At 63.6% G+C, this 20935-nt stretch carries 18 protein-coding genes and 1 tRNA gene; 8 read left to right on the top strand and 11 right to left on the bottom strand.

Annotation, left to right across the window (positions count from 1 at the left end; genetic code table 11):
- Positions 1-139: 139 nt before the first annotated feature.
- Positions 140-499, top strand: coding sequence for a response regulator (locus tag GGQ68_RS16020; protein ID WP_183967753.1), 360 nt, complete (start codon positions 140-142; stop codon positions 497-499).
- 19 nt (positions 500-518) lie between these two features.
- Here GGQ68_RS16020 and GGQ68_RS16015 read toward each other — a convergent pair whose 3' ends face one another.
- From GGQ68_RS16015 to GGQ68_RS15995, 5 genes are all read right to left on the bottom strand, one after another.
- On the bottom strand, positions 519-1502 hold the full coding sequence (locus GGQ68_RS16015) for a glutathione S-transferase family protein (RefSeq protein ID WP_183967751.1): 984 nt from the start codon (positions 1500-1502) through the stop codon (positions 519-521).
- Positions 1503-1602: 100 nt separating this feature from the next.
- A complete protein-coding gene (locus GGQ68_RS16010; RefSeq protein WP_183967749.1) occupies positions 1603-1839 on the bottom strand; it encodes a GlsB/YeaQ/YmgE family stress response membrane protein in 237 nt (78 codons plus the stop codon).
- A 4-nt stretch (positions 1840-1843) separates the two neighbouring features.
- Positions 1844-2107 (bottom strand): hypothetical protein, encoded by a 264-nt coding sequence (locus tag GGQ68_RS16005; protein ID WP_183967747.1) that lies wholly within the window; start codon positions 2105-2107, stop codon positions 1844-1846.
- A 52-nt stretch (positions 2108-2159) separates the two neighbouring features.
- The gene (gene fmt / locus GGQ68_RS16000; RefSeq protein WP_183967745.1) at positions 2160-3071 is read right to left on the bottom strand and encodes a methionyl-tRNA formyltransferase; all 912 of its coding nucleotides are present in this window, start codon (positions 3069-3071) and stop codon (positions 2160-2162) included.
- 171 nt (positions 3072-3242) lie between these two features.
- Positions 3243-4178, bottom strand: coding sequence for an L-threonylcarbamoyladenylate synthase (locus GGQ68_RS15995; RefSeq protein WP_183967743.1), 936 nt, complete (start codon positions 4176-4178; stop codon positions 3243-3245).
- Between the two features lie 132 nt (positions 4179-4310).
- Between GGQ68_RS15995 and GGQ68_RS15990 the strand changes: the two genes are divergently transcribed.
- Both GGQ68_RS15990 and GGQ68_RS15985 read left to right on the top strand, forming a co-directional pair.
- Positions 4311-5999, top strand: coding sequence for an acyl-CoA dehydrogenase family protein (locus GGQ68_RS15990; RefSeq protein WP_183967741.1), 1689 nt, complete (start codon positions 4311-4313; stop codon positions 5997-5999).
- Positions 5999-7039 carry an MBL fold metallo-hydrolase gene (locus GGQ68_RS15985; RefSeq protein ID WP_183967947.1) on the top strand — a complete coding sequence of 347 codons (1041 nt, stop codon included), beginning with the start codon at positions 5999-6001 and terminating at the stop codon, positions 7037-7039. The genes GGQ68_RS15990 and GGQ68_RS15985 overlap by 1 nt, the downstream gene beginning before the upstream one ends.
- Before the next feature lie 101 nt (positions 7040-7140).
- Here GGQ68_RS15985 and GGQ68_RS15980 read toward each other — a convergent pair whose 3' ends face one another.
- On the bottom strand, positions 7141-9036 hold the full coding sequence (locus GGQ68_RS15980) for an acyl-CoA synthetase (RefSeq protein ID WP_183967740.1): 1896 nt from the start codon (positions 9034-9036) through the stop codon (positions 7141-7143).
- Between the two features lie 147 nt (positions 9037-9183).
- Between GGQ68_RS15980 and GGQ68_RS15975 the strand changes: the two genes are divergently transcribed.
- The 3 genes from GGQ68_RS15975 to GGQ68_RS15965 all read left to right on the top strand — a co-directional run bounded on the left by GGQ68_RS15975 (position 9184) and on the right by GGQ68_RS15965 (position 11753).
- Positions 9184-9483, top strand: coding sequence for a DnaJ family domain-containing protein (locus GGQ68_RS15975; protein WP_183967739.1), 300 nt, complete (start codon positions 9184-9186; stop codon positions 9481-9483).
- Between the two features lie 170 nt (positions 9484-9653).
- Positions 9654-10850 (top strand): class I SAM-dependent methyltransferase, encoded by a 1197-nt coding sequence (locus GGQ68_RS15970; protein WP_183967738.1) that lies wholly within the window; start codon positions 9654-9656, stop codon positions 10848-10850.
- A gap of 234 nt (positions 10851-11084) precedes the next feature.
- Positions 11085-11753: an SOS response-associated peptidase gene (locus GGQ68_RS15965; RefSeq protein WP_183967737.1), complete on the top strand. Its 669-nt coding sequence runs from the start codon at positions 11085-11087 to the stop codon at positions 11751-11753.
- A 9-nt stretch (positions 11754-11762) separates the two neighbouring features.
- On the opposite strand, the gene GGQ68_RS15960 is transcribed toward GGQ68_RS15965, so the two are convergent.
- The 4 genes from GGQ68_RS15960 to GGQ68_RS24325 form a co-directional block, all read right to left on the bottom strand.
- Positions 11763-13487 (bottom strand): hypothetical protein, encoded by a 1725-nt coding sequence (locus GGQ68_RS15960; protein ID WP_183967736.1) that lies wholly within the window; start codon positions 13485-13487, stop codon positions 11763-11765.
- A gap of 158 nt (positions 13488-13645) precedes the next feature.
- Positions 13646-14932 carry an NAD(P)/FAD-dependent oxidoreductase gene (locus GGQ68_RS15955; protein ID WP_343055956.1) on the bottom strand — a complete coding sequence of 429 codons (1287 nt, stop codon included), beginning with the start codon at positions 14930-14932 and terminating at the stop codon, positions 13646-13648.
- A gap of 29 nt (positions 14933-14961) precedes the next feature.
- On the bottom strand, positions 14962-16029 hold the full coding sequence (locus tag GGQ68_RS15950; RefSeq protein WP_183967734.1) for a methylglyoxal synthase: 1068 nt from the start codon (positions 16027-16029) through the stop codon (positions 14962-14964).
- Complete coding sequence (locus tag GGQ68_RS24325; protein ID WP_183967732.1) at positions 16019-16783, bottom strand: bifunctional hydroxymethylpyrimidine kinase/phosphomethylpyrimidine kinase; 765 nt, start codon at positions 16781-16783, stop codon at positions 16019-16021. The genes GGQ68_RS15950 and GGQ68_RS24325 overlap by 11 nt, the downstream gene beginning before the upstream one ends.
- A gap of 76 nt (positions 16784-16859) precedes the next feature.
- Between GGQ68_RS24325 and GGQ68_RS15940 the strand changes: the two genes are divergently transcribed.
- Positions 16860-16933, top strand: a tRNA-Gly gene (locus GGQ68_RS15940).
- A gap of 112 nt (positions 16934-17045) precedes the next feature.
- Positions 17046-18842, top strand: coding sequence for an ABC transporter transmembrane domain-containing protein (locus GGQ68_RS15935; RefSeq protein WP_183967731.1), 1797 nt, complete (start codon positions 17046-17048; stop codon positions 18840-18842).
- A gap of 397 nt (positions 18843-19239) precedes the next feature.
- On the opposite strand, the gene GGQ68_RS15930 is transcribed toward GGQ68_RS15935, so the two are convergent.
- Positions 19240-20802 (bottom strand): bifunctional metallophosphatase/5'-nucleotidase, encoded by a 1563-nt coding sequence (locus GGQ68_RS15930; RefSeq protein WP_183967730.1) that lies wholly within the window; start codon positions 20800-20802, stop codon positions 19240-19242.
- Positions 20803-20935: the final 133 nt, after the last annotated feature.

The following is a 20935-nucleotide window of genomic DNA, read 5'->3' as shown; positions in this document are numbered from 1 at the left end:
CAGGTTTACACACAAGGTGTCTAGCCGACGCTACGGAAGGTGAGGTTAACCCTTTGTTCATATCTGTAAAATAAATTTATAAAAGTACTAAGGACCTCGGGTTCGACCTAGCAACATTCCCTTTTCGATTGGACGCATCGTGCGCATTCTCATCGTTCAGAGCAACCTGAAGTTGGCCGAATTGTGGCAGACGAGCCTCGTGGCGAGCGGCGCCGATGTCACAATCGCCGCAACGGAATTCGACGCGTTCGGCGCTCTCGAAGAGGCCAGCTTTGATGTGATTATTCTCGATATCGTCATCCAGGACCGTGCGGCGCTGGGGATCAGCGATCTGGCCTGCGTGTTGCAGCCAGATGCGCGCCTGCTGTTCGTGACCGCGTCGAACTTTTTCTCCGACGGGTCCATTTTCCTCATGTATCCAAATGCTTGTGCGCATCTGCACTGTGACACCAAACCAGATGATCTGACGGCGGTCGCAGAACACTACGCCGCCGCCTGACTGATACATCGCCTTGCCGTCACTTCATGTGGTCGCGCCCGTGAGGCTCGGCGAGATTTAGCGACGGACCGATGGGTATGATACGGTTCGGGTTCACCGTTTCGTGGCTGTAGTGGTAGTGGCGGACGATGTGATCCATGAATACGGTTTCTGCCACACCCGGCCACTGATACAACTCTCGCGTGTACGCCCACAGGTTCGGGTAATCCACGATTCGCGCGCGATTGCATTTGAAATGACCGTGATAGACCATGTCGAAACGGATCAACGTGGTAAACAAACGCCAGTCCGCTTCGGTCAGCCTGTCTCCCATCAGATAGCGGTTCTCGGCCAGAATGCCTTCGATCCAGTCGAGGCTGTCGAACAAGGGATGCACGGCGGCGTCATAGGCGCGCTGCGACGTGGCAAAACCTGACTTGTAAACACCGTTGTTCACCGTGTCGTAAATGCGGTCATTGATCGGCTCGATCGCGTCACGCATGGCTTCGGGCCAGTAATCGTCGGTGTTGCCGGTGATCCCGTCAAAAGCCGAATTGAACATGCGGATGATCTCGGAGGATTCGTTGGAGACGATGGTCTCACGCTGCTTGTCCCACAGGATCGGCACCGTCACCTTGCCCGAGGCCTGCGGGTCAGCCTTGGTGTAAATGTCACGCAGGAATTCCTTGCCGTAAAGCGTGTCGCCCGTTGCCCCGGAAAAGGTCGCGTGAAGTGTCCAGCCATCGTCCAGCATATCGGGGTGCACCACATCGACGGTGATCAGGTCGCGCAACCCCTTGAGGGCACGGAAGATCAGCGCACGATGCGCCCACGGGCATGCGTAAGACACGTAAAGGTGGTAGCGCCCGGCCTCTGCCTTGAAGCCGCCCTCGCCGGACGGTCCTGCGCTGCCGTCTGCGGTGATCCAGTTGCGAAACCCGGTGGTGGTGCGCTGAAACTCGCCCCCCGTGGATTTCGTGTCATACCAGCCGCTGTGCCATTCGCCGTTTTGCAATTCGCCCATAGGGTCCTCCCTTTCGTTGAAAGAGAACCTAGGGCTGCGCGCGACACCGGCCAATCCCGGTCACCGCATAGGATCAGTGCGTGCCCGCACAGGGCCGGGATTAGCGCCGCGTGCCCCAGCGCCAGAGCGCGAGCAGCAGAATGGCCCCAAGCACAGCCCCCACCAGTCCCGCAGCAGCGCCCGTCAGCACCAAAAGGAAGCGCAACACCAGCCCGCCCAGAAGCGCGCCGCAGATGCCAATGGAGATGGTCGGGATGATGCCCGCCTCGATCCCCATCAACCGCGTTGCGATAAACCCCGCCGCCGCCCCGATGATCACAAGAAAAAGGATCGACATGGCTCTAACGTCCCCGGCGCTTGCGTCTTGAGACTGGGCGATAAGACGCAGGCACCAGCAACAGCGCCCCGAGAGAGGCCACGATTGCGTTCCATGCCGGCGTGCGAAAGCCGATGCCGAACATGATCTTCATGAAATAGAACAGGAAGGCGCCGCCGACGCAGATGATGATGGAGGCCAAGACGCCGTTGCGCGTGAAGCCCGTCTTTTCAGACAGGTAACCGACGATACCCGCAATCACCACGGTGCCGGTCAGGACTGGGAACATGGGCGTCTCCTTTGACCCTGAGTATGGGGGCGCAGGCGCAGTCTGCCAAGGTTTAACCGCCAAAGACCGTGCCTGCCGGAACGGTCTGGCCACGCAGGAATGTCGCTGCATCCTGAACGGATTTACCCGCGCGCTGCGCTGACAGCACCCGAAGCGCGCCCTCGCCGCAGGCGATCATCAAGGCGTCGTCCAACGCGACGCCCGCAGCGCCGGTGCCCGGTGCCTCTGCGGCTGCCAGCAGTTTCACCCGCGCCCCGTCCAGCATCGTCCAAGCCCCGGGAAAGGGAGACAAGCCATTGATCTGGCGCACGATGTCGGAGGCCGGGCGGGTCCAGTCAATGGCGGCCTCTGCCTTGTCGATCTTGCTGGCATAGGTCAGTCCTGCGTCAGGCTGCGGCACGGGACACAGGTCGGGCAGCTTGTCCAAAGCTTCGACGATGGCCGCCGCGCCGATCTGGCTGAGCCGGTCATGCAGCTGGCCCGTTGTCTCGCCCGAGCCGATGGGCGTGGCGTGACGCAGCAGCACCGGGCCGGTGTCCAGCCCGGCTTCCATCTGCATGATGCAAATGCCCGTCATGTCGTCGCCCGCCATGATGGCGCGATGGATGGGGGCGGCCCCGCGCCAGCGCGGCAGCAGCGAGGCGTGGATGTTCAGGCAGCCATGCGTCGGAGCATCAAGGATCGCCTGAGGCAAGATCAGGCCATAGGCCACGACGACAGCCGCATCGGCGTTGAGTGCGGCAAAGTCCTGTTGCGCCTCTGTCCCCTTGAGAGAGACGGGATGGCGCACCTCCAGCCCCAATGCCTCGGCACGGGCGTGCACCGGCGTCGGTCTTTCCTTCTTGCCCCGTCCAGCGGGGCGCGGCGGCTGACAATAGACGGCGGCCACGTCATGGCCCGCTTCGACCAGAGCGTCCAGGACCGGAACCGAGAAGTCTGGAGTGCCCATGAAAATCAACCGCATTCGCCTGCTCCTTATCGTGGAAAAGCGGGTTGCCTCCCGCCATGCATATCGCTGCCCTGCTTGCCGTATCGCGCGACAAGGAACAAGGTGCGGACTTTGACGGGCGCTTTCAGAATTGATGATGTGCGCCGCGCCTTCCGGCGGCGGCAGACGCCCATGTCGGCCGCTCTTTTACCGATCCGCCGCCGCGCGACTGAGGCGGTCGTTGATAGCAACGCCCAAGCCCAGATGCGGGATCGGAGAAACGGCAATGCGCTCTGCTCCGGTGGCGTCCAGACGGTGAAGGTATTCAAACAGGTTCGCCGCCGCTTCGGTCAGGTTTTCGGCCTCTGACAGGTTCAGATCGCAGTCCGTTGCCCCAAAGCCCAGCCGGGCTTCGCCGTCCACGAAATCCACCGCGTTCAGGCGGACCTCGGCATTCGGCGCGTAATGCGAGCGGATCTGGCCGGGGGCGGTGATGCCTTCGGTGGCGTGACGCTCTGCCACACCGCCACCCAGCACGTGGGCCAGCGCTTCGCGCGTGATGCCGCCGGGCCGCAGCAGGGTTGGCCGCCCCGTCAGACCAAGGATCGTCGATTCCAGCCCGACATCGCAGGCCCCGCCCATCACAAGGCCGTCAATGCGCCCGTCGAGGCTGTCGAGCACATGCGTTGCGCGGGTCGGGCTGATCTGTCCAGACCGGTTGGCCGAGGGCGCGGCCACGGGAATCGCCGCCTGCGACAGCAGGTCGCGCGCAATGGGCGCGGCGGGCATCCGCACCGCCAGCGTGTCCAGCCCGGCCGTCACCAGACGCGACACGCCAGCCCCCTCACGCAAAGGCAGCACAAGCGTCAGCGGACCGGGCCAGTAGGCCTCTGCCAGCGCGTCAGCCTGCTCGGACCAGACCACCAGCTCCTTTGCCGCTTCGACGCTGGAGACGTGTACAATCAAGGGGTTGAACGACGGTCGCTGCTTGGCCCCAAAGATCGCGGCCACCGCCTGATCGTTGCGCGCATCGGCGCCAAGGCCGTAGACTGTCTCTGTCGGGAAGGCGACCAATTTGCCCGCACGCAGCATTTCTGCGGCACGGGCCAGTCCGTCGGAAGTTGGCGAAAACTGCTGTGTCATGCGTCGATCCCGTGGGTGTCTGCCCGTGACGTGGCGTTCCTGTGGACGCGCCCCGCTGCGTGCATACGCTTGTTCTAACGGGCCGCTTGCTACTAGGTCGTGGTGGGCTTGCCAAGCCGGAGGAGTATTTTGATGACTTATCGCGCACCATTGGGTGATTTTTCCCGCATTCTGAAACATGTGGTCGGTTACGACCGGGTCGCCGAGACGACGCTTTTCGAAGAAGCCTCGCTCGAGACCGTAGAAGCTGTTCTGGGCGAGGCCGCAAAGATGTGTGAGGAGGTCATGGCACCTCTGCAACGCAACGGCGACACCGATCCGGCGGTGCTGGAAAACGGTGTGGTGCGGACTTCCAAGGGGTTTGCCGAGGGGTACAAGGCCATCGCCGAGGGCGGATGGATCGCGTCTTCGGCGGACCCCGCGCATGGTGGCATGGGCCTGCCGATGGTGGTCACCACCTGCGTCAACGACATGATGTCGGGGGCCTGCCTTGCGCTGCAACTGAACCCGCTGATGAGCCAGGGCCAGATCGAAGCGCTGGAGCACCACGCCTCTGACGCGCTGAAGGAGATATACCTCCCCAAGCTGGTCACCGGCGAATGGCAGGGCACCATGAACCTGACCGAACCGCAGGCAGGTTCCGACGTGGGCGCGCTGACCACCAAGGCGGAGCCGCTCGACGATGGCAGCTATGCCATCACCGGTCAGAAGATCTACATCTCGTGGGGCGACAACGATTTCACCGGCAACGTCTGCCATCTGGTGTTGGCGCGCCTGCCCGATGCGGTGCCGGGCACGAAAGGCATTTCGCTGTTTATCGTGCCAAAGTTCATCCCGGACGAGACAGGCGAGCCGGGCCAGCGCAACGATCTGCGCGTGGTGTCGCTGGAGCACAAGATGGGGCTGCACGGCTCCCCCACCTGCGTCATGAGCTACGAGGGCGCAAAGGGCTGGATCGTGGGCGAACCCAACGACGGAATGCGCGCCATGTTCACCATGATGAACAACGCGCGTCTTGGCGTCGGCGTGCAAGGCGTCGGCGTGGCCGAAGGCGCGTATCAGCACGCGCTGGCCTATGCCAATGACCGCAAGCAGGGGCGCTCTGACACCGGGACGATCCTTGGCCATGCCGATGTGCGCCGGATGCTGGCAGAGATGAAGGCCGACACTTTCGCCGCGCGGGCCATTGCCTTGGCGCTGGCCGTGGCGCTGGACATGGGACGTGCCACAGGCGACGCCGCATGGAAAGCGCGCGCCGGGGTATTGACCCCCATCGCCAAGGCGTTCGGCACCGACACCGGCATCGACGTGGCCTCCAAGGGGGTGCAGGTGCATGGCGGCATGGGCTACGTCGAGGAAACCGGCGCCGCTCAATACATGCGCGATGTGCGGGTCACGTCGATCTACGAGGGCACCAACGGCATTCAGGCGATGGATCTGGTGGGCCGCAAGCTGATGGACGGCGGCGAGGCGGTCTTTTCCCTGCTCGACGAAATCGAAACCCACGCCGAAGCGGGCAAAGAACACATGCCAGATCTGGCCGAAGCCGTCTGGCAGGCGACGGAAACCCTGCGCGAAACCACCGAGGACCTCTTGGCCCGCGACATGGCGGACCGCTTTGGCGGGGCGGTGCCCTATTTGCGCGCCTTTGCCCGCGTGCTGGGGGCGGACGCGCACCTGCGCGTGGCCTGCGCCGAACGCGGCGGTGCCGTTGAACGGCTGGCCCGGTTCTACATCACGCGCCTGCTGCCGGAACATTCCGGCCTGTGCGCGCAGGCCCGTGCAAGTGATTTGCCTGCAGCCGAAGACTTCGCCGCGTGATGGACGGTAGCCTCCACCCGATCCGCACGCCCTTCGACACGCCCCCCGAACACGGTGCGGCGGTCGAAGTGGCGGACGGCGTGCTCTGGATGCGGCTGCCGCTGCCGCTGAAGCTCGACCATGTGAATGTCTACGCGCTGGATGACGGCGACGGCTGGACCGTGGTCGACACCGGCATGGCGTCAGATCACTCTCGCGAGATCTGGGAGACCCTTCGTGCCGGCCCGCTGGGCGGCAAGCCGATCAACCGCGTGCTGGTCACGCATCACCATCCCGACCATGTGGGACTCGCCGGGTGGTTTTACGAGAACGGCGCGCAGGTTGTGGCGTCGCGCACCGCATGGTTGCTGGCACGGATGTTGCAGCAGGACCCACATGACACGCCTGCCCCGGAAATTGTCGCCTATTGGCGCGCCGCAGGCATGGCGGAGGACGTGATCGCCGAGCGCATGACCGAGCCGCCTTACATGTTCCGTGCCACGGTTCACCCCATGCCCTACGGCCACAAGCGGTTGGCGCAGGGGGATACGTTTGTGGCTGGCGGTCGGACATGGGACGTGCACAGCGGCGGTGGCCACGCGCCGGAACATCTGACGCTGTGGTCACGCGACGACATGCTGATCGTTGCAGGGGATCAGGTGCTGCCCTCGATCTCTCCCAATCTTGGAGTTTATGCCACGGAGCCGGAGGCCGATCCGGTCGCCGACTGGCTGGAAACCTGCAAGCGCTTTCAACCGATGGCGCGCGAGGATCACCTTGTGCTTGGCGGTCACAAACTGCCGTTTACCGGATTGCCGGCACGCCTGAAGCAGATGATCGACAATCACCACAGCGCTCTGAGCCGGCTCGAAGCGCATCTGACCACGCCTGCCACGGCCGCAGAGTGTTTTCATGCGCTGTTCAAGCGCCGTATCCGCCCCGACGAATATGGCCTCGCACTGGTCGAAGCGATGGCGCACTGCCTGCACCTTTGGCACGAAGGCCGCGCCACGCGTGAGATCTGCGCCGATGGTGCCTGGCGTTTCCGCTGTCCTGACTGACCCCTGCCCGCGTGGCTTGCAAACGCCTTGAAGGCGAAGCGTAATCTTGCGTCTGCCAGCGATGCCCCAAGCGGGTCGCTGGCAGACGCAGGCGAATATTCTCAGGCAGTCGCCTTTTCCTCTGCCCACTCCCATGGACGGGTGAAGTCACCCAGCACGCGCCCGACATCGTGTTCAGAGGCGCCATTCGGCTTCAATTGCGCCACCAACCCACGAGACTTGTCGTCCACAACCGAGACCACCCGCGCGGGGCACTCCGCCGCCTGCAACGCCGCATTGTAAACCCGCGTGATCGCATGTTTGCGCAGGTCGGGCTTGAACACCTTGCCCACAGCGGTCTTTGGCAGTTCGTCGAGGATCGTCATGTGCTTTGGCTGCGCCGCGCGTTCGTGAACATGGACCTTGGCGTATTCCAGAAGCTCCGCCTCGGTCACGGTCGCACCGTCCACCAGCTCGACAAAGGCACAGGGCAGTTCGCCGGAATGCGCGTCCGGTTGACCGATCGCACCGGCAAAGCAGACCGCCGGATGGGTCAGCAACGCCTCTTCGATCTCGGCGGGGTCGATGTTGTGGCCGCCGCGAATGATCAGGTCCTTGGCACGTCCGGTGATCCAGAGGTAACCATCCGCATCCAGACGCCCCAGATCCCCGGTCCGCAGATGCGTGCCGAAGTGAAAGAGACCCTTGTTCTTGTCGACCTCGGTGTAGGTCTTGCCCGCGTAGACGCCGGGGTTGGACACACAGATCTCGCCGATCTCATCAGGGCCACAGTTGACCGGCTGGCCGTCCTTGACCTTCAGGATCTTCACGTCCGTGTACGGGAACGGAATGCCCACGGAGCCGACCTTCTTCTCGCCATCTGGCGGGTTCACCGACACAAGGCAAGTCGCCTCTGTCAGGCCGTAGCCTTCGCAAATGGTTACGCCACAGGCGGTCTCGAAGCGTTTGAACAGCTCCATCGGCATGGGCGCGGATCCGGAAAACGCCGTTTTCACCGTCGAGATATCCGCATCCACGGTGCGCTGCATCAGCGCCGACACTGCCGTCGGCACGGTGATCACGAATGTCGTCTTCCACCGTTCGCACAGCTTCCAGAAGTTGTCGAACACCCCCTCCCCGCGGTATCCCGCAGGCGTGGGGAACACCACATGTGCGCCGGACCGTACCATCGCCATCAAGATCACATGGCAGGCAAACACGTGGAACAGCGGCAGCGGACACATCACGCTGTCTTCCTCGGTGAACAACAGCTTTGAGCCGAGCCAGCCGTTGTACAGCATCCCGGAATACAGGTGCTGTGCCACCTTGGGCATTCCGGTGGTGCCGCCGGTGTGGAAATAGGCCGCCACGCGGTCGCCTTTGGAATCGGCAAAGGTGAGTGTCTTCGGCTGCTTGGCCACTTCCTTGCGGAAGCACTTGTAATCAGTGTGGCGCGGGCCTTCGAGCTTGGGCCGCACAAACGGCACGATCCACTTCTTCGGCGGGGTCAGGTAGCGGTTGAGATCGACCTCAAGCACCGTGGTGACGCCCGGCGCATGGCGCACGGCCTCGTGGACCTTCTGCGGCACGTCGGTTTTCGGAAAGGGCTTGAGCGTGACCACCACCTTTGCCCCCGTCTCCCGCAGGATGGAGGCGATCTGTTCCGGCTCCAGCAAGGGGTTGATCGGGTTGACGATGCCTGCGACGGCACCGCCCAGCAAGGTGGTGACCGTCTCGTTCGCGTTGGGCAGAACATAGGCGATCACGTCGGTCTCGCCGATCCCCAGGCTGCGAAAAAGGTTCGCCACCTGCGCGGTCCTGTCCCGCAGTTCTGCCCAGGTCAGGGTTTCCGCCTTGTCGTTTGGTCCCGACAAAAGCTGATAGCTGACCGCAGGTCGGTTCGGAAAAGCCTGCGCCGTGCGCTCCAGCTGTGCCCAAAGCGTGTCGGGCACATCCCGCTGCTCATAGGGCTTCTCGGCCTCCAGGGCCGCGCGATCCTCCATCGTGGCAAACGCCATGCCAGTCCTCCCCTCATGTCTCCGACTTTAGTGTTGGCCTGTACGCGGCTCTGGCGCAAGGCTTGGCGACGTGGCGTGAGCGGCTTCGTGACGCAGCGTTTCACATGGCGCCTTTTCCGACATGACGGTCTGTGGCACTTTGGAGCCATGGACCATCCGCTGATCGACCTCATCAATGCGCGCATCGCAAGGGCAGACGCCGACGGCATGTTCGACAACCTGCCTGGCGCGGGCAAACCGCTGCCGCGCATCGACGACCCCGACACGACCGTGTTGAATCGCATCCTGAAGGACAACGGCGCGGTGCCAGAGGCAGTCGCCGTTGCCCACGAGCTGTCACGGTTGCGCGCCGAGCTGCTGGAGTGTTCCGACCGCACCGAACGCCGCCGACTGATCGCCGAGATCGCGGTGATGGACACGCGCCTGGAGATTGCAAAAAAGCGCTAATCCGCCTGCTGTCATCACGCACTCCCCGTTTCTATGCTTTCCAAATAGCTCTGGGGGGGGCCTATGGGGCGGGGGCAAAGCCCTTTCTGGACGCTTTCTACAGCCCCCCGGCCTCTCTGGTCTTTCGCGCTGCCATGCGGCAAAAAGGCCGCGAACACGAGGGGGTGCACATGGTTACGGTCAAGGAACACTACGAACACTTCCCCTACCCCGCCCGCGATCCCGCGGATGAGGCCAAACGGCTGATCTCAGGCTCCCCCTCGCGCCCGTCCGAGATGGATCACTTTCTTTGGGGCGGGCAACGCGACTGGTTCAGGCCCTTGCGCGCCCTGATTGCCGGGGGTGGCACCGGCGACGCGCTGATCCAGCTGGCACAGATGATGACCTCCGCCGGTGCGCCCTATGACATCACCTATATCGACCTCTCCACCGCCTCCCGCGAGATTGCCGAGGCGCGGGCCCGCGCACGCGGGTTGACGGGCATCACGTTTGTGACCGGCTCGCTGCTGGATGCGCCCGACCATGGCCCTTTTGACTACATCGACTGCTGCGGGGTGTTGCACCACCTGCCCGATCCCGACGCGGGCTTTCGTGCCTTGCGCGCCGCGCTCGCGCCGGGGGGCGGCATGGGCTTCATGGTCTACGCCACCTACGGACGCTCCGGCGTCTACCCCCTGCAGGAGGCGTTCGGCGCATTGTTCGACGGGCTGCCCCCCGGCGAAAGACTGGCCCGCGCCAAAGAGATCGTCGCCGAACTGCCTGACGGCCATCCCTTTGCCAGCAACCCCAACCTGATGGATCACGAACAAAGCGACGCCGGGTTCTACGATCTGCTGCTGCATGGGCAGGACAAGCCCTATGACGTGCCGGAGCTGCTGCGCACCTGCGCCGACACCGGTTGGCGGGTGCAGAGCTTCGTGCAGCCGGGGCTTTACGATCTGTCGCGCGTGACCACGGTGCCTGCTGGCATGGAGACGGCTCAAGGCATGGCCATCGCGGAAAAGCTGCGCGGCACCATCCGCAAACATGTTGGCTACCTCGTGCCGTCCGACGAGGACCGCGCCCTGCCAAAGCCATCGCAGTCCAGCCTGGTGCCTCGCTTCCAACTGCCGTCTTTGCCACGCGTGGCGCAAGCGGTGGCCCAGGGCAAGCCCCTGCCCGTCTCCCTGCCAGAGGTGAAAACCCAGATCACACTGCCGAAAGACGCGGCAGGTTTGATCGCGGCCGCCGATGGGCGGCGCAGCCTCGCCCAGATCGCGCAACAGGCAGGCGTGGACCCGATGCGCTTTGGCGCGCTGTGGGGGAAGGTGCACCGGGAGTTCACCGATTGGGGCCTGCTGCATTACACCCGGTTCGGGCTGTCTTGAGCAAAGAATGGATATTGCGGCGGTCCGCGGCCTGTTCAGGTCTGTGATCGCGACATTTGAGGCCGCGTTTTTGGCTCCTGTCGCATAGATATCGCCACGGGTCAGACGGTGGAGGCCGCAAGGTGTCTCCTTGCGGGCCCGAGCGATGTAGGCCCGGGCGATGAGGTCTGCGGAGCCTTTGACTGGCGTTCCGTCTGTCCCATGTTACGTCTCAGGAAAACCCGGAGGTTTGCCATGTGTGGCCGTTTCGCCGTAACCCTGCCCGCTGACGCAATGGCCCAGCTGTTCGACGCGCGCCCGGCCAATGATTTGCCACAGGTGCCAAATTTCAATGTCTGCCCGACCAACCAGATTCATGTGGTCCACAGCGACGGCGCGCGGCGACTGGTGTCGATGCGCTGGGGGTTTCTGCCGCATTGGTACACCGCACCGAATGCGGGTCCCCTGCTGATCAATGCGCGGGCGGAGACCATCGCCGAAAAGCCTGCGTTCAAGGCCGCCTGCCGCGCACGGCGCTGCCTGATCCCCACCAGCGGCTTTTACGAATGGACCAAGGACCCCGACGGCAATCGGCTGCCATGGTACATCACGCGCCGCGACGGCGCGCCGCTTGTGATGGCCGGCGTCTGGCAAGATTGGGTCGTGGGCGATGAGGCCTTTCGCACCTGTGCCATCGTAACCTGCGCCGCCAACGGCCCGATGTCCGACATCCACCACCGGATGCCGGTTGTGCTGCCGCCCGACGACTGGGGCAAGTGGCTGGGCGAGGCCGGCCACGGGGCCGCGACGCTGATGCAGCCAGCCCCCGACGACACGCTTCGGTTCCATCGTGTTTCGACGCAGGTGAATTCCAACCGCGCCTCCGGGCCGGAACTGATCGAAGAGGTGATTGAGGACTTCTGACGCGCGCGCTCAGCCCAGCAGAAAGAGCAAAGGCATCAAGCCAAGCAGCCACATGCTGCCCATGTCGCCGCCGTCTTCGTCCCGCTCGGCTTCGTCGTCCGGAGCCCGCGCTTCGTGATCGGGCACGTCGATGCCATCCTCGCTGTCGTCCACGACACCTGCCACTTGGTGGGCTGGCCGCCCGCCGTCGAAGGCCGTTTGCGCGAACGCATCGGCAAAATCCGCCGTAGGCTGCACATTGTCGAGGCGCACCTGCATGATCTCGCCCGGGGCGAGGATGGTCTCGATCAGACCGTCCACATGCAGATCCTCCGCATCGGGATGACCCACCTGCGGCGCGCTTTGCGTGTCGCCCGGCGCCGCGCCTCGAGCCACGCCGAGGGTCGTGATTTCCATACTGTCAAAGCCGTCAACAAGATTGGAGATGTCCACCTCCGTATTCACGACCCCATCGCGCAGGTTGGAGGTGAAATACATCACCATGTCCTCGCCATCCGCAAAGACGTGCACATCCATCTCTGGCGTGGTCAATTCCGTGTCGCGGTCGTCGTCCTGCGGGGTGAAATCCAGCATCCGCATACCCGTAAGGTTCTCCGACAACATGGAAAACATCTGTCCCGGGGCGGTCGCGGCGTCGAAGTCCCGGCCCAGCGCAAGTGCGGAGTCGGTGTTCTGGATCAGTGGCCAGACCTGCGCGGCATCCACATCCATGCGCATGAATTCCTCGACCTGTTCCAGCATTTCCTGAGCCTGAAACAGCCCGTAATCTTCGGTCCCCTCCAAGGCCTCCGTGTTGGCTTTCTGGTTCCATTCGGTAACGTGGATCTCCAGATCCGGATCACGCGACAGCCAGTGTTCCTCGATCTGCTCAAGCTGGAACCAGCGGGAATGCTCCACCGTCGGCGCGCGGGAGTACACATGGGCGATCACCCCGTCAGTTGCGGCCATGGCGGTGTCGTCGAAGTGGGAGAGCAGGATTTCATTGTTGATCTCCGTCCAGTCGAGCCCACCGTTCGGGAAAATCACATCGTCGTCGAGCGACAGATCGTAGGTGTCATTGAGGTCCGCAAGCACCTCGTCAACCGGCACCCCCACATAGGCCGCCGAGAGGTCGGAGCTGCCAAAGTTCGTGCCCACCTGGACCAGAACATCAATGTCCGCCGCCTGCGGGAATTCCTCAGCGAGGTCGTTCAATTCACGGTCTATGATCTCCGCCATGTCGGCGGAAAGGCGGCCATATTCGGCGGCCGTCATCTCTCCCGAGCCCCAGTATTCGTTACCGATCTCGAAGGCGGTCACCGTGCCCGCGCCATATTCACCAGAGACCACATCGTTGACAAAGCCGGTCAGGACGTCGCGATCAATGGCGGGCATCCGGTCGCCGTTGTCATCCAGAGCACTGCTCGACAACTGGTCGCGTGTGGGGATCACGATGCTGACCCCGCGCCCGGTGTCTGCGGAATATTCCATGACATCGGACAGCGGAATGAAATCGACCTCCTCCCCGGTCAGGGGATCAATGGCGGTCGTCGCGTCCGGATTGCGCATGTCAAATAGATATTCCGTCAGCGAACCGCCCGGATAGCGCAGGCCAGTGACGCCCAGCGCCTCGATCGCCTGGGCGTAGCTCTCTGGACCGGTCATATGCGCGCGCGGGGCAAGGATATTGCCGCCGAACAGGGCCGCATCCGCCGGCGATCCAAAGGCCGCGACATTGGTTGCTAATTTTGGCATCGATTCCACATATCCCTCTGAGACGCGGCTCAGATTGATGCGAAAATGGAAACGATCCCTCTACAGGAGTGGGAAAAGCCCGTAAATTACTAGGTATTCACTACGCTCACGCGTCCGAAGAACGGTCTTTGCCCCAAGCGTGTCAGAGCGCCAGTCCGCTAGCGAAAGCGGGACGGGCTATACGGGGCCAGGTCGATATTCGGCGTGGTGCCGGAAATCAGCTGTGCCAGAAGACGCCCGGTTTTGGGACCGCCCGTCAGGCCGACGTGGTCATGGCCGAACCCGGCAAAGGCCCCCTGCGCACCCGGCACCGCCCCGATCATCGGCAGAGAGTCGGACATGCTTGGACGATGGCCCATCCATTCGACGCGGCGCTTCCACGTGATGCCGGGAATGGCCTTGCGAATGTTGTTTTCCAACAGGGCAAAGGGCGCTTTGGAAGCAGGCGCGTCCAGTCCGCCGAATTCCACAATCCCCGCCAGCCGCAACCGCCCGTCCATGGGCGTGGCAACGAATTTTCCGCTGGCGATCATGACCGGCGCGCGGGGCATGACCGAAGGCTCCCACAGCTCCAGATGGTAGCCGCGTTCGCTTTCCATCGGGACCGTCACCCCGAGCTGCCGCGCCAGTCCTGCCGACCATGCCCCGGCCGCCAGCACCACGGCATCGCAGGCGAGATGCTCGCCGGAGACCCGGACACCCGTCACGCGCCCGTTCTCGCGGGCGATGTCCGTCACATCCCCCCGCAGGATGCGTCCGCCTTCGGTTTCCACATGGGCGGCGAGTGCCTTGACATAGGCGCCGGGGTCGCTGATGCGCCCGTGGTCCTTTTGCCGGACAGCGCATTGATACGCGGGGCCAAACGACGGATCGTAGGCGTGAAAGGCCGGACCATCCATCACCTCACAGTCGAATCCCGCATCGCGTTTGACCTGCCATGTGGCGCCGTCAGCGAGATAATCCTTATGCGTATCATAGACATATAGGTAGTCGCTTGGCACGACAAAGCGTTCTGCCCCCGTACCTTTGGACAGGGCGATGTGGTCATTGAGACTGTCGCCGATGATGGGCAGAATGGCGCGGGCACGTTTGGCGACGCCCTCGGCGGTGGCCTCGCCCATGTAGCGCGTCAACCACGGCAAAAGACGCGGCAGATACCCCCATTTGAGAAACAGCGGTTCGTGCGGGTCGAGCAGCATCCTCGGCGCGCGTTTCCACAAACCCGGCGTCGGCACAGGCACCAGGGCTGCGCTGGCAAGCACACCGCCGTTGCCGTGGCTGGTGCCCTCGCCCGGCCCCTTGCGGTCGATAAGCGTGACGGCATGTCCGGCGCGTTGCAGCCAAATTGCCGTGGACACGCCCACGATTCCCGCTCCGACAATCACCACCGTCTTTGACATAGGCCCCCCAGTTTTGCCGGAGGTTGAGCGCGCCGCGCGCGCCATGTCAACGGTGCGCGTGCTGCACCACAAGATTACCCGCTGATCAGACCGTCCATCAGCGCATCCGCGGCCGATGGGGACAGCGCCAGCGGCGTATCGTGGTAAATCGCCAAGCGGGTCAGCGCCTGCAGATCCGCATCGCCCGCGTGGCGATCAGAGGGGTCGGCAAAGAAGATCACCGCGTCCAGTTCTCCGGTCGCGATCAGCGCGCCGAGCTGCTGGTCGCCGCCCATGCTGCCGCGTTGCAGACGGTGGACGGTCAGGTCCGGCACCGCATCCGTGACCAGACGCCCCGTGCCGCCGGTGCAGATCACGCGCTGGCCGGACAACAGTTTCGCATGGCGCAGCACCCAGGCGCGCAGATGCGATTTGCGCGCATCATGGGCCACCAAAGCGATGCGGCGCGGCGCGGCAGACAACCGCCGTGCCCGGCCTGTCATATCGAGGATGGACCGGATCTGGCTGGTAAAGCCCTCTCCCTCGGCAGGAAAAACCCCGTCCAGCGCCGCTGTGCCCACGGTAAAGCCAGCCGCCCCCGCTTCGGCCACGGCGCGCACGCGGTCCTCTGAGTCGATGGAGCCGGCCATGATGACGGGCTTGTCCACCGCGCTGCACACCGCGCGCATCAGGTCCGGCACCTCACCGTCAAAGCGGTACGCCAGCAGGTCCAGACCGTGCACATGCTCCAGATCAGTCAGGCGACGCGCGCTGTCAACGATGGCCTCCACCGGCCCTTCGAGCACTGACGGATGGCCGACGATCCGCCCGGGAAACGGGTAGTAGCGCAGGGGATGACTGCGGGTGATTTCCGTCACTTCGGCAGCGCGCGTGCCCCCAAGGAGACAGTCCACGTCAAGGCCCACCGCCGCGCGGGCCGAGGCGATTTCCGAATCGGCATCAAGGCTTACAACTTCCAGGTAAGACCGCCCTCCTGCGGCGCGAATGGCGTCGGACAGGCCGCGCAATTCGTCGAAGGGCAGGCCTACGTCCTTGAACCCGATATGGCGCACACCGCCTGCGAGCGCCTCTTCGAGCCGCACCCGCGCGTCAGGAATGGTGCGGTCGTTGGAGGTCAGCATCAGGATGAAATCAAAGGCCATGTGGCTCTCCTTTCAGGGCGGTTGCCCGCGTCCATATGTCGTTCGCTTCGGCGATGGCCAGATGCGGCGCACCAAGACTGGCGGCAATCAGCGATTGCAAGTACCCGAGCGCCTGCCCCAGCGGCACATCCGCCGCGATCAGGGCGGCCAGCACGTCGCCGGTGCCCTGCGGCACGTTTGCCTGTTTGGCCACCGGGTAGAACGTGGCCCCGTCGGCGGACCTGTCCAGCGCGCCGAAACGCGCGCCAGCCCGCGCTGAGGTCTCTACCACGCGCGCGGTCTGGGGCAGCACATGCCCCAGCCACTCCGCTTCGAACCGGTTCGGCGTCACGATGTCGGCGCGCGGCACCAAGGATTCGCGCATCGTCATGGCCGTGTCCTGCGACACGTACAGCCCGCCGGGATCGTCACCCAGGACAGGATCAACGATGACACGCAGACCGGGGCGCAAGGCCCGCATCCGGTCGATCATCTCGCAGGCAAAACCCACATGCGCGGGGCTTGGCAGATAGCCCGTCTGCACCGCGTCATGGACGCCAAGCCACCCATTGTCCGCCAAAGCGTCGACCATGGCGCGCAGACGCTCCACCGGAACACGGTCGCCCGCCGCATGGGCAAAGCCGGGATGGTTCGACAGCATGATGGTGGGCAGGCCCGTCACGCTGTGGCCAAGCCGTTGCAGCACAGGCTGCCCTGCGGACAGGCCCACATGACCGCAGGCCACAACGCTCGACAAAATGAGAATCCGCGCCACGACGCCCCCTTGCGAAAACTGCCGCAGAACGGCTTGACCGGGGGCGTTTGCTGGCATAGATACGGCACTGCCCCGAGCGGGTATAGCTTAATGGTAAAGCACCTGCCTTCCAAGCAGGCTATCTCGGTTCGATCCCGTGTACCCGCTCCAATACCCTCCCCTTTCTGACAGACCGGCTAAGGACGCCTCGCGACCTATGAATACTTGACCCCACGGTCGCGGCGTTCCACAACCGCCTGTGCGTCAGACCACAGGAGAAGACATGGCCCGCAAACCGGCAAAAGCCGCTGGCGAAGAGCGTGAAAAGTCAAAAAACGTCGGCGCATTGCGCGCCCTGTGGCCTTTTGTGCGGCCCTACAAGGGGCTGATGTTCGCCGCAATCACCGCGCTGGTGCTGACAGCCTGCACCTCGCTTGTGCTGCCGCTGGCGGTGCGCCGCGTGGTGGACAATTTCAACGGCAGCGATGGCGCGATGCTGGACCGCTACTTTGGCGCGGCGCTGGCGATTGCGGGCGTGCTGGCGATCGGCACGGCGCTGCGCTACGCACTGGTGACCCGGCTGGGCGAGCGGGTCGTGGCCGACATTCGCAAGGCCGTTTTCGACCGCGTGATCGGCCTGTCGCCGGCGTTTTACGAGAAGATCATGACCGGCGAAGTGCTGTCGCGGATCACCACGGACACCACCCTGATCCTGTCGGTTATAGGCTCCTCCATATCTATCGCATTGCGGAATATCCTGTTGTTTTCCGGGGGCTTGGTCTTGATGCTCTTCACCTCGGCGAAGCTGACCGGGATGGTGCTGCTGATCGTGCCGCTGGTGATCGTGCCGATCCTTGTGCTGGGGCGGCGGATGCGCGTGCTGAGCCGCGAAAACCAGGATTGGATTGCCGCATCTTCGGGCAACGCATCCGAGGCGCTGAGCAGCGTGCAGACAGTGCAGGCCTATTCTCACGAAACGCTGTCGCGCTCGGCCTTTGCCGAAGTGACGGAGAAAAGTTTCGTCGCCGCGCGCAAACGCATCTGGACCCGTGCGGCGCTGACCATGATCGTGATCTTCCTCGTCTTTACCGGCATTGTCGGCGTGCTTTGGATTGGGGCATGGGACGTGCGCGCGGGTGACATGACCGCCGGGGCGCTGATCCAGTTCGTGATCTACTCCGTGATGGTCGCCGGGGCCGTCGGCGCGCTGTCCGAGACATTCTCGGAACTGCAACGGGCCGCCGGCGCGACGGAGCGTCTGGTAGAGCTGTTGCAGGCCGAAGACATCGTTCAGGACCCGGCGCAGCCCAAGGTCCTGACCGCCCCGGTGCGCGGTGACATATCGTTCGACGACGTACACTTCTCCTATCCTTCGCGCCCCGGCGTGTCGGCCTTGGACGGCGTGACGCTGGACATTCGCGCCGGAGAGACCGTGGCGCTGGTCGGTCCCTCGGGGGCAGGCAAGACCACCATCATACAACTGCTGCAACGGTTCTACGATCCGCGGTCGGGACGCATCACGCTGGACGGCGTGGCGCTGACGGATATGGCGCGGGAAGGCTTCCGCCAGCACTTGGCATTGGTGTCGCAAGACCCGGTGATCTTTGCCGCCTCGGCCCGCGACAATATCCGTTTTGGCCGCCCCGATGCGACGGATGACGAGGTCGAAGCGGCGGCACATGCAGCGGCTGCGCATGAGTTTTTGACCACCCTGCCAGAGGGCTACGATACCTGGCTGGGCGAGCGCGGCGTGATGCTGTCCGGGGGCCAAAAGCAGCGTGTGGCGATAGCGCGTGCGATCCTTCGGGATGCGCCGGTGCTGCTGCTGGACGAAGCGACCAGCGCATTGGATGCCGAAAGCGAACGGCTTGTGCAGCACGCGGTGGACCGTCTGGCGGAGGGGCGCACAACCATTATCGTGGCGCATCGATTGGCAACGGTGAAGAAGGCCGACCGGATCGTGGTCATGGAAGGCGGGCGCATCGTGGCGCAGGGCACCCATGACGCGCTGGTGGCTGAGGGCGGCCTCTATGCGCGCTTGGCGCGGTTGCAGTTCACCGATGGCGCCAACGCCGCCTGACTGTCCAACCGGGCTGCCCCATACAAGACTTGAATCAACGCGCGGTGGGATGATCCCATCGCGCGTTGCAGTTTCTGGACCAGCTTTTTCTTGCATCCGCTGTTTGGCGGCGCTTTCTGTGCCCGGTTTACCCGTCGGTCACGCACGAACAGGCCAGCTTGCAGCGTGCTTCCGATCGGTAGTTCACGCGTCGCGGTGACAAAAGGTCACAAACGGTTTACGCGCGCGGTGGTCCGGACGTCAGAAGCGGCCTTTGCCCCGCCCCAGCGGCAGTATTGTTGAAGCGAAGAAGCCGCAAAATGCCGGGATCATTTGCTTTTTCCCCTTGGCAGGACTGAAAAGGCCCTCCCCCGGATGGGGAAGGGCCCGTAATCATGATCGCCTTATGCGGCGCGGCTTATTCGGTGCCCATGACCTTGATGCGGCCATCGGTGTAGGGCGTGTAGGGACCCACCTCTGCCAGAAATTCCGCCGTCACATCGGCGAGATCGGGGCCGAAGTCATAGGCGTTTTCGGCGTCACGGAACATCGCGTAGCCATCCCCGCCGTTGCGCACGTAGTTGTTGGATACAACGCCGTAGACTTTGCCTTCGTCCAGCGGGGCGTCACCGACCATGACCTCGGACACGCGGCTGCCCACCTCTGCCGAGGGATCGACGGTGAAGGACATGCCGGAGACCTGCGGGAAGCGACCGCCGCCGTCTTCCATCTGGCTGACACCGTTTTCGAGCGCTTCCTTGATGGTGGCGCCGGTCACCTGGAAGGTGGACAGCGTGTTCTGAAACGGCAGCACGGTGAGCACTTCGCCCATGGTGACCTCGCCCCCGTCGATGGAGGCGCGCAAACCACCGCCATTATTGATCGCAAGGTCGATGCCCTGATCCTTGACCCGTGCCAGCATGGCGTCGGTCACGAGATTGCCCATCTGGCATTCGCCGGCGCGGCAGACATCGCGAGAGCCGTCGATCGCCTCGGATGTTTCTGCGATGACCTTGTTGCGGATCTCATCGAGAGGCACGGCGGCCTCGGCGATGCGGGATTTGGTGGCCTCGTCCTCGGTCACGGCCGCGTCCATGATGATCGGCGCGCCGGAGGCCTCGGTGACGTTGCCCTCGTCGTCGAAGGTCACGTTCAGCTCACCCAAGAACTTGCCGTAGGCATAGGCCGACACGATGGCCGTGTCGCCAACCATGGTCGGGTATGCGCCTTCTGCCCCCTCCATGTCGCCCAGAAGCGTGTTCGTGTGGCCGCCCACGATGACGTCGACGCCGGTGGTGTTTTCAGCGACCTTCTGGTCCACGCCGTAGCCCGAGTGGGACAGGACGATGATCTTGTTGACGCCTTCCTCGGTCAGCTTGTCGACTTCGGCCTGAACGGCCTCTGACGGATCGGTGAAGATGATGTTGGCGCCGGGGCTGGACAGCTCATCCGTGTCCTGTGGCGTCAGGCCGATCAGGCCAAGCTTTTCACCGCCACGTTCGATCACGGTGGATTTCATCAGGGTGTCAGCCAAAAGCGGCTCTCCCGAGACATCCGCGTTGGACATCAGGATCGGGAAGTCGAGCGCATCGACGAATCCGCGCAGCACCTCTGGGCCATCGTCGAATTCGTGGTTGCCCACGGTCATCGCGTCGTAGCCCATCTGGTTCATCATTTCAGCGGCGAGCTTGCCCTTGTAATAGGTGTAAAACAGCGTCCCCTGAAACTGGTCGCCGCCATCCACAAGGATGTGGTTGTCGCTGCGCGCCTTGGCGTCGGTGATCGCGGTTTGCAGGCGGGCCGAGCCACCAAAGCATTCGCCGGCGGTGTTGTCCTCTGCCGAGCAACCGGAATCGTATTTCGAGATAGGCTCGAACCGGGCGTGGAAATCGTTGGTGTGCAGGATGGTCAGGGAATAGTCGGCGCTGGCTGACCCTGCGATCAGGGCAAGCGCTGCGGCGCTGGTCATTGTGCGGAACATGAAAAACCTCTCCGTCGATGTTCTTATGCGGGTAGGAGACCCCCGTTTTCTCAAAGAGTCAAAGGCCGATCAGGGGTATCGCTACGGCAAGTGACTGCCGCATGACGGGCTGCCCGAAATCACCGCGACGCCC

Source organism: Sagittula marina (genome assembly GCF_014196795.1).
GTDB classification, from domain to species: Bacteria; Pseudomonadota; Alphaproteobacteria; order Rhodobacterales; family Rhodobacteraceae; genus Sagittula; species Sagittula marina.
This window is presented reverse-complemented; position numbering and strand designations above follow the sequence as displayed.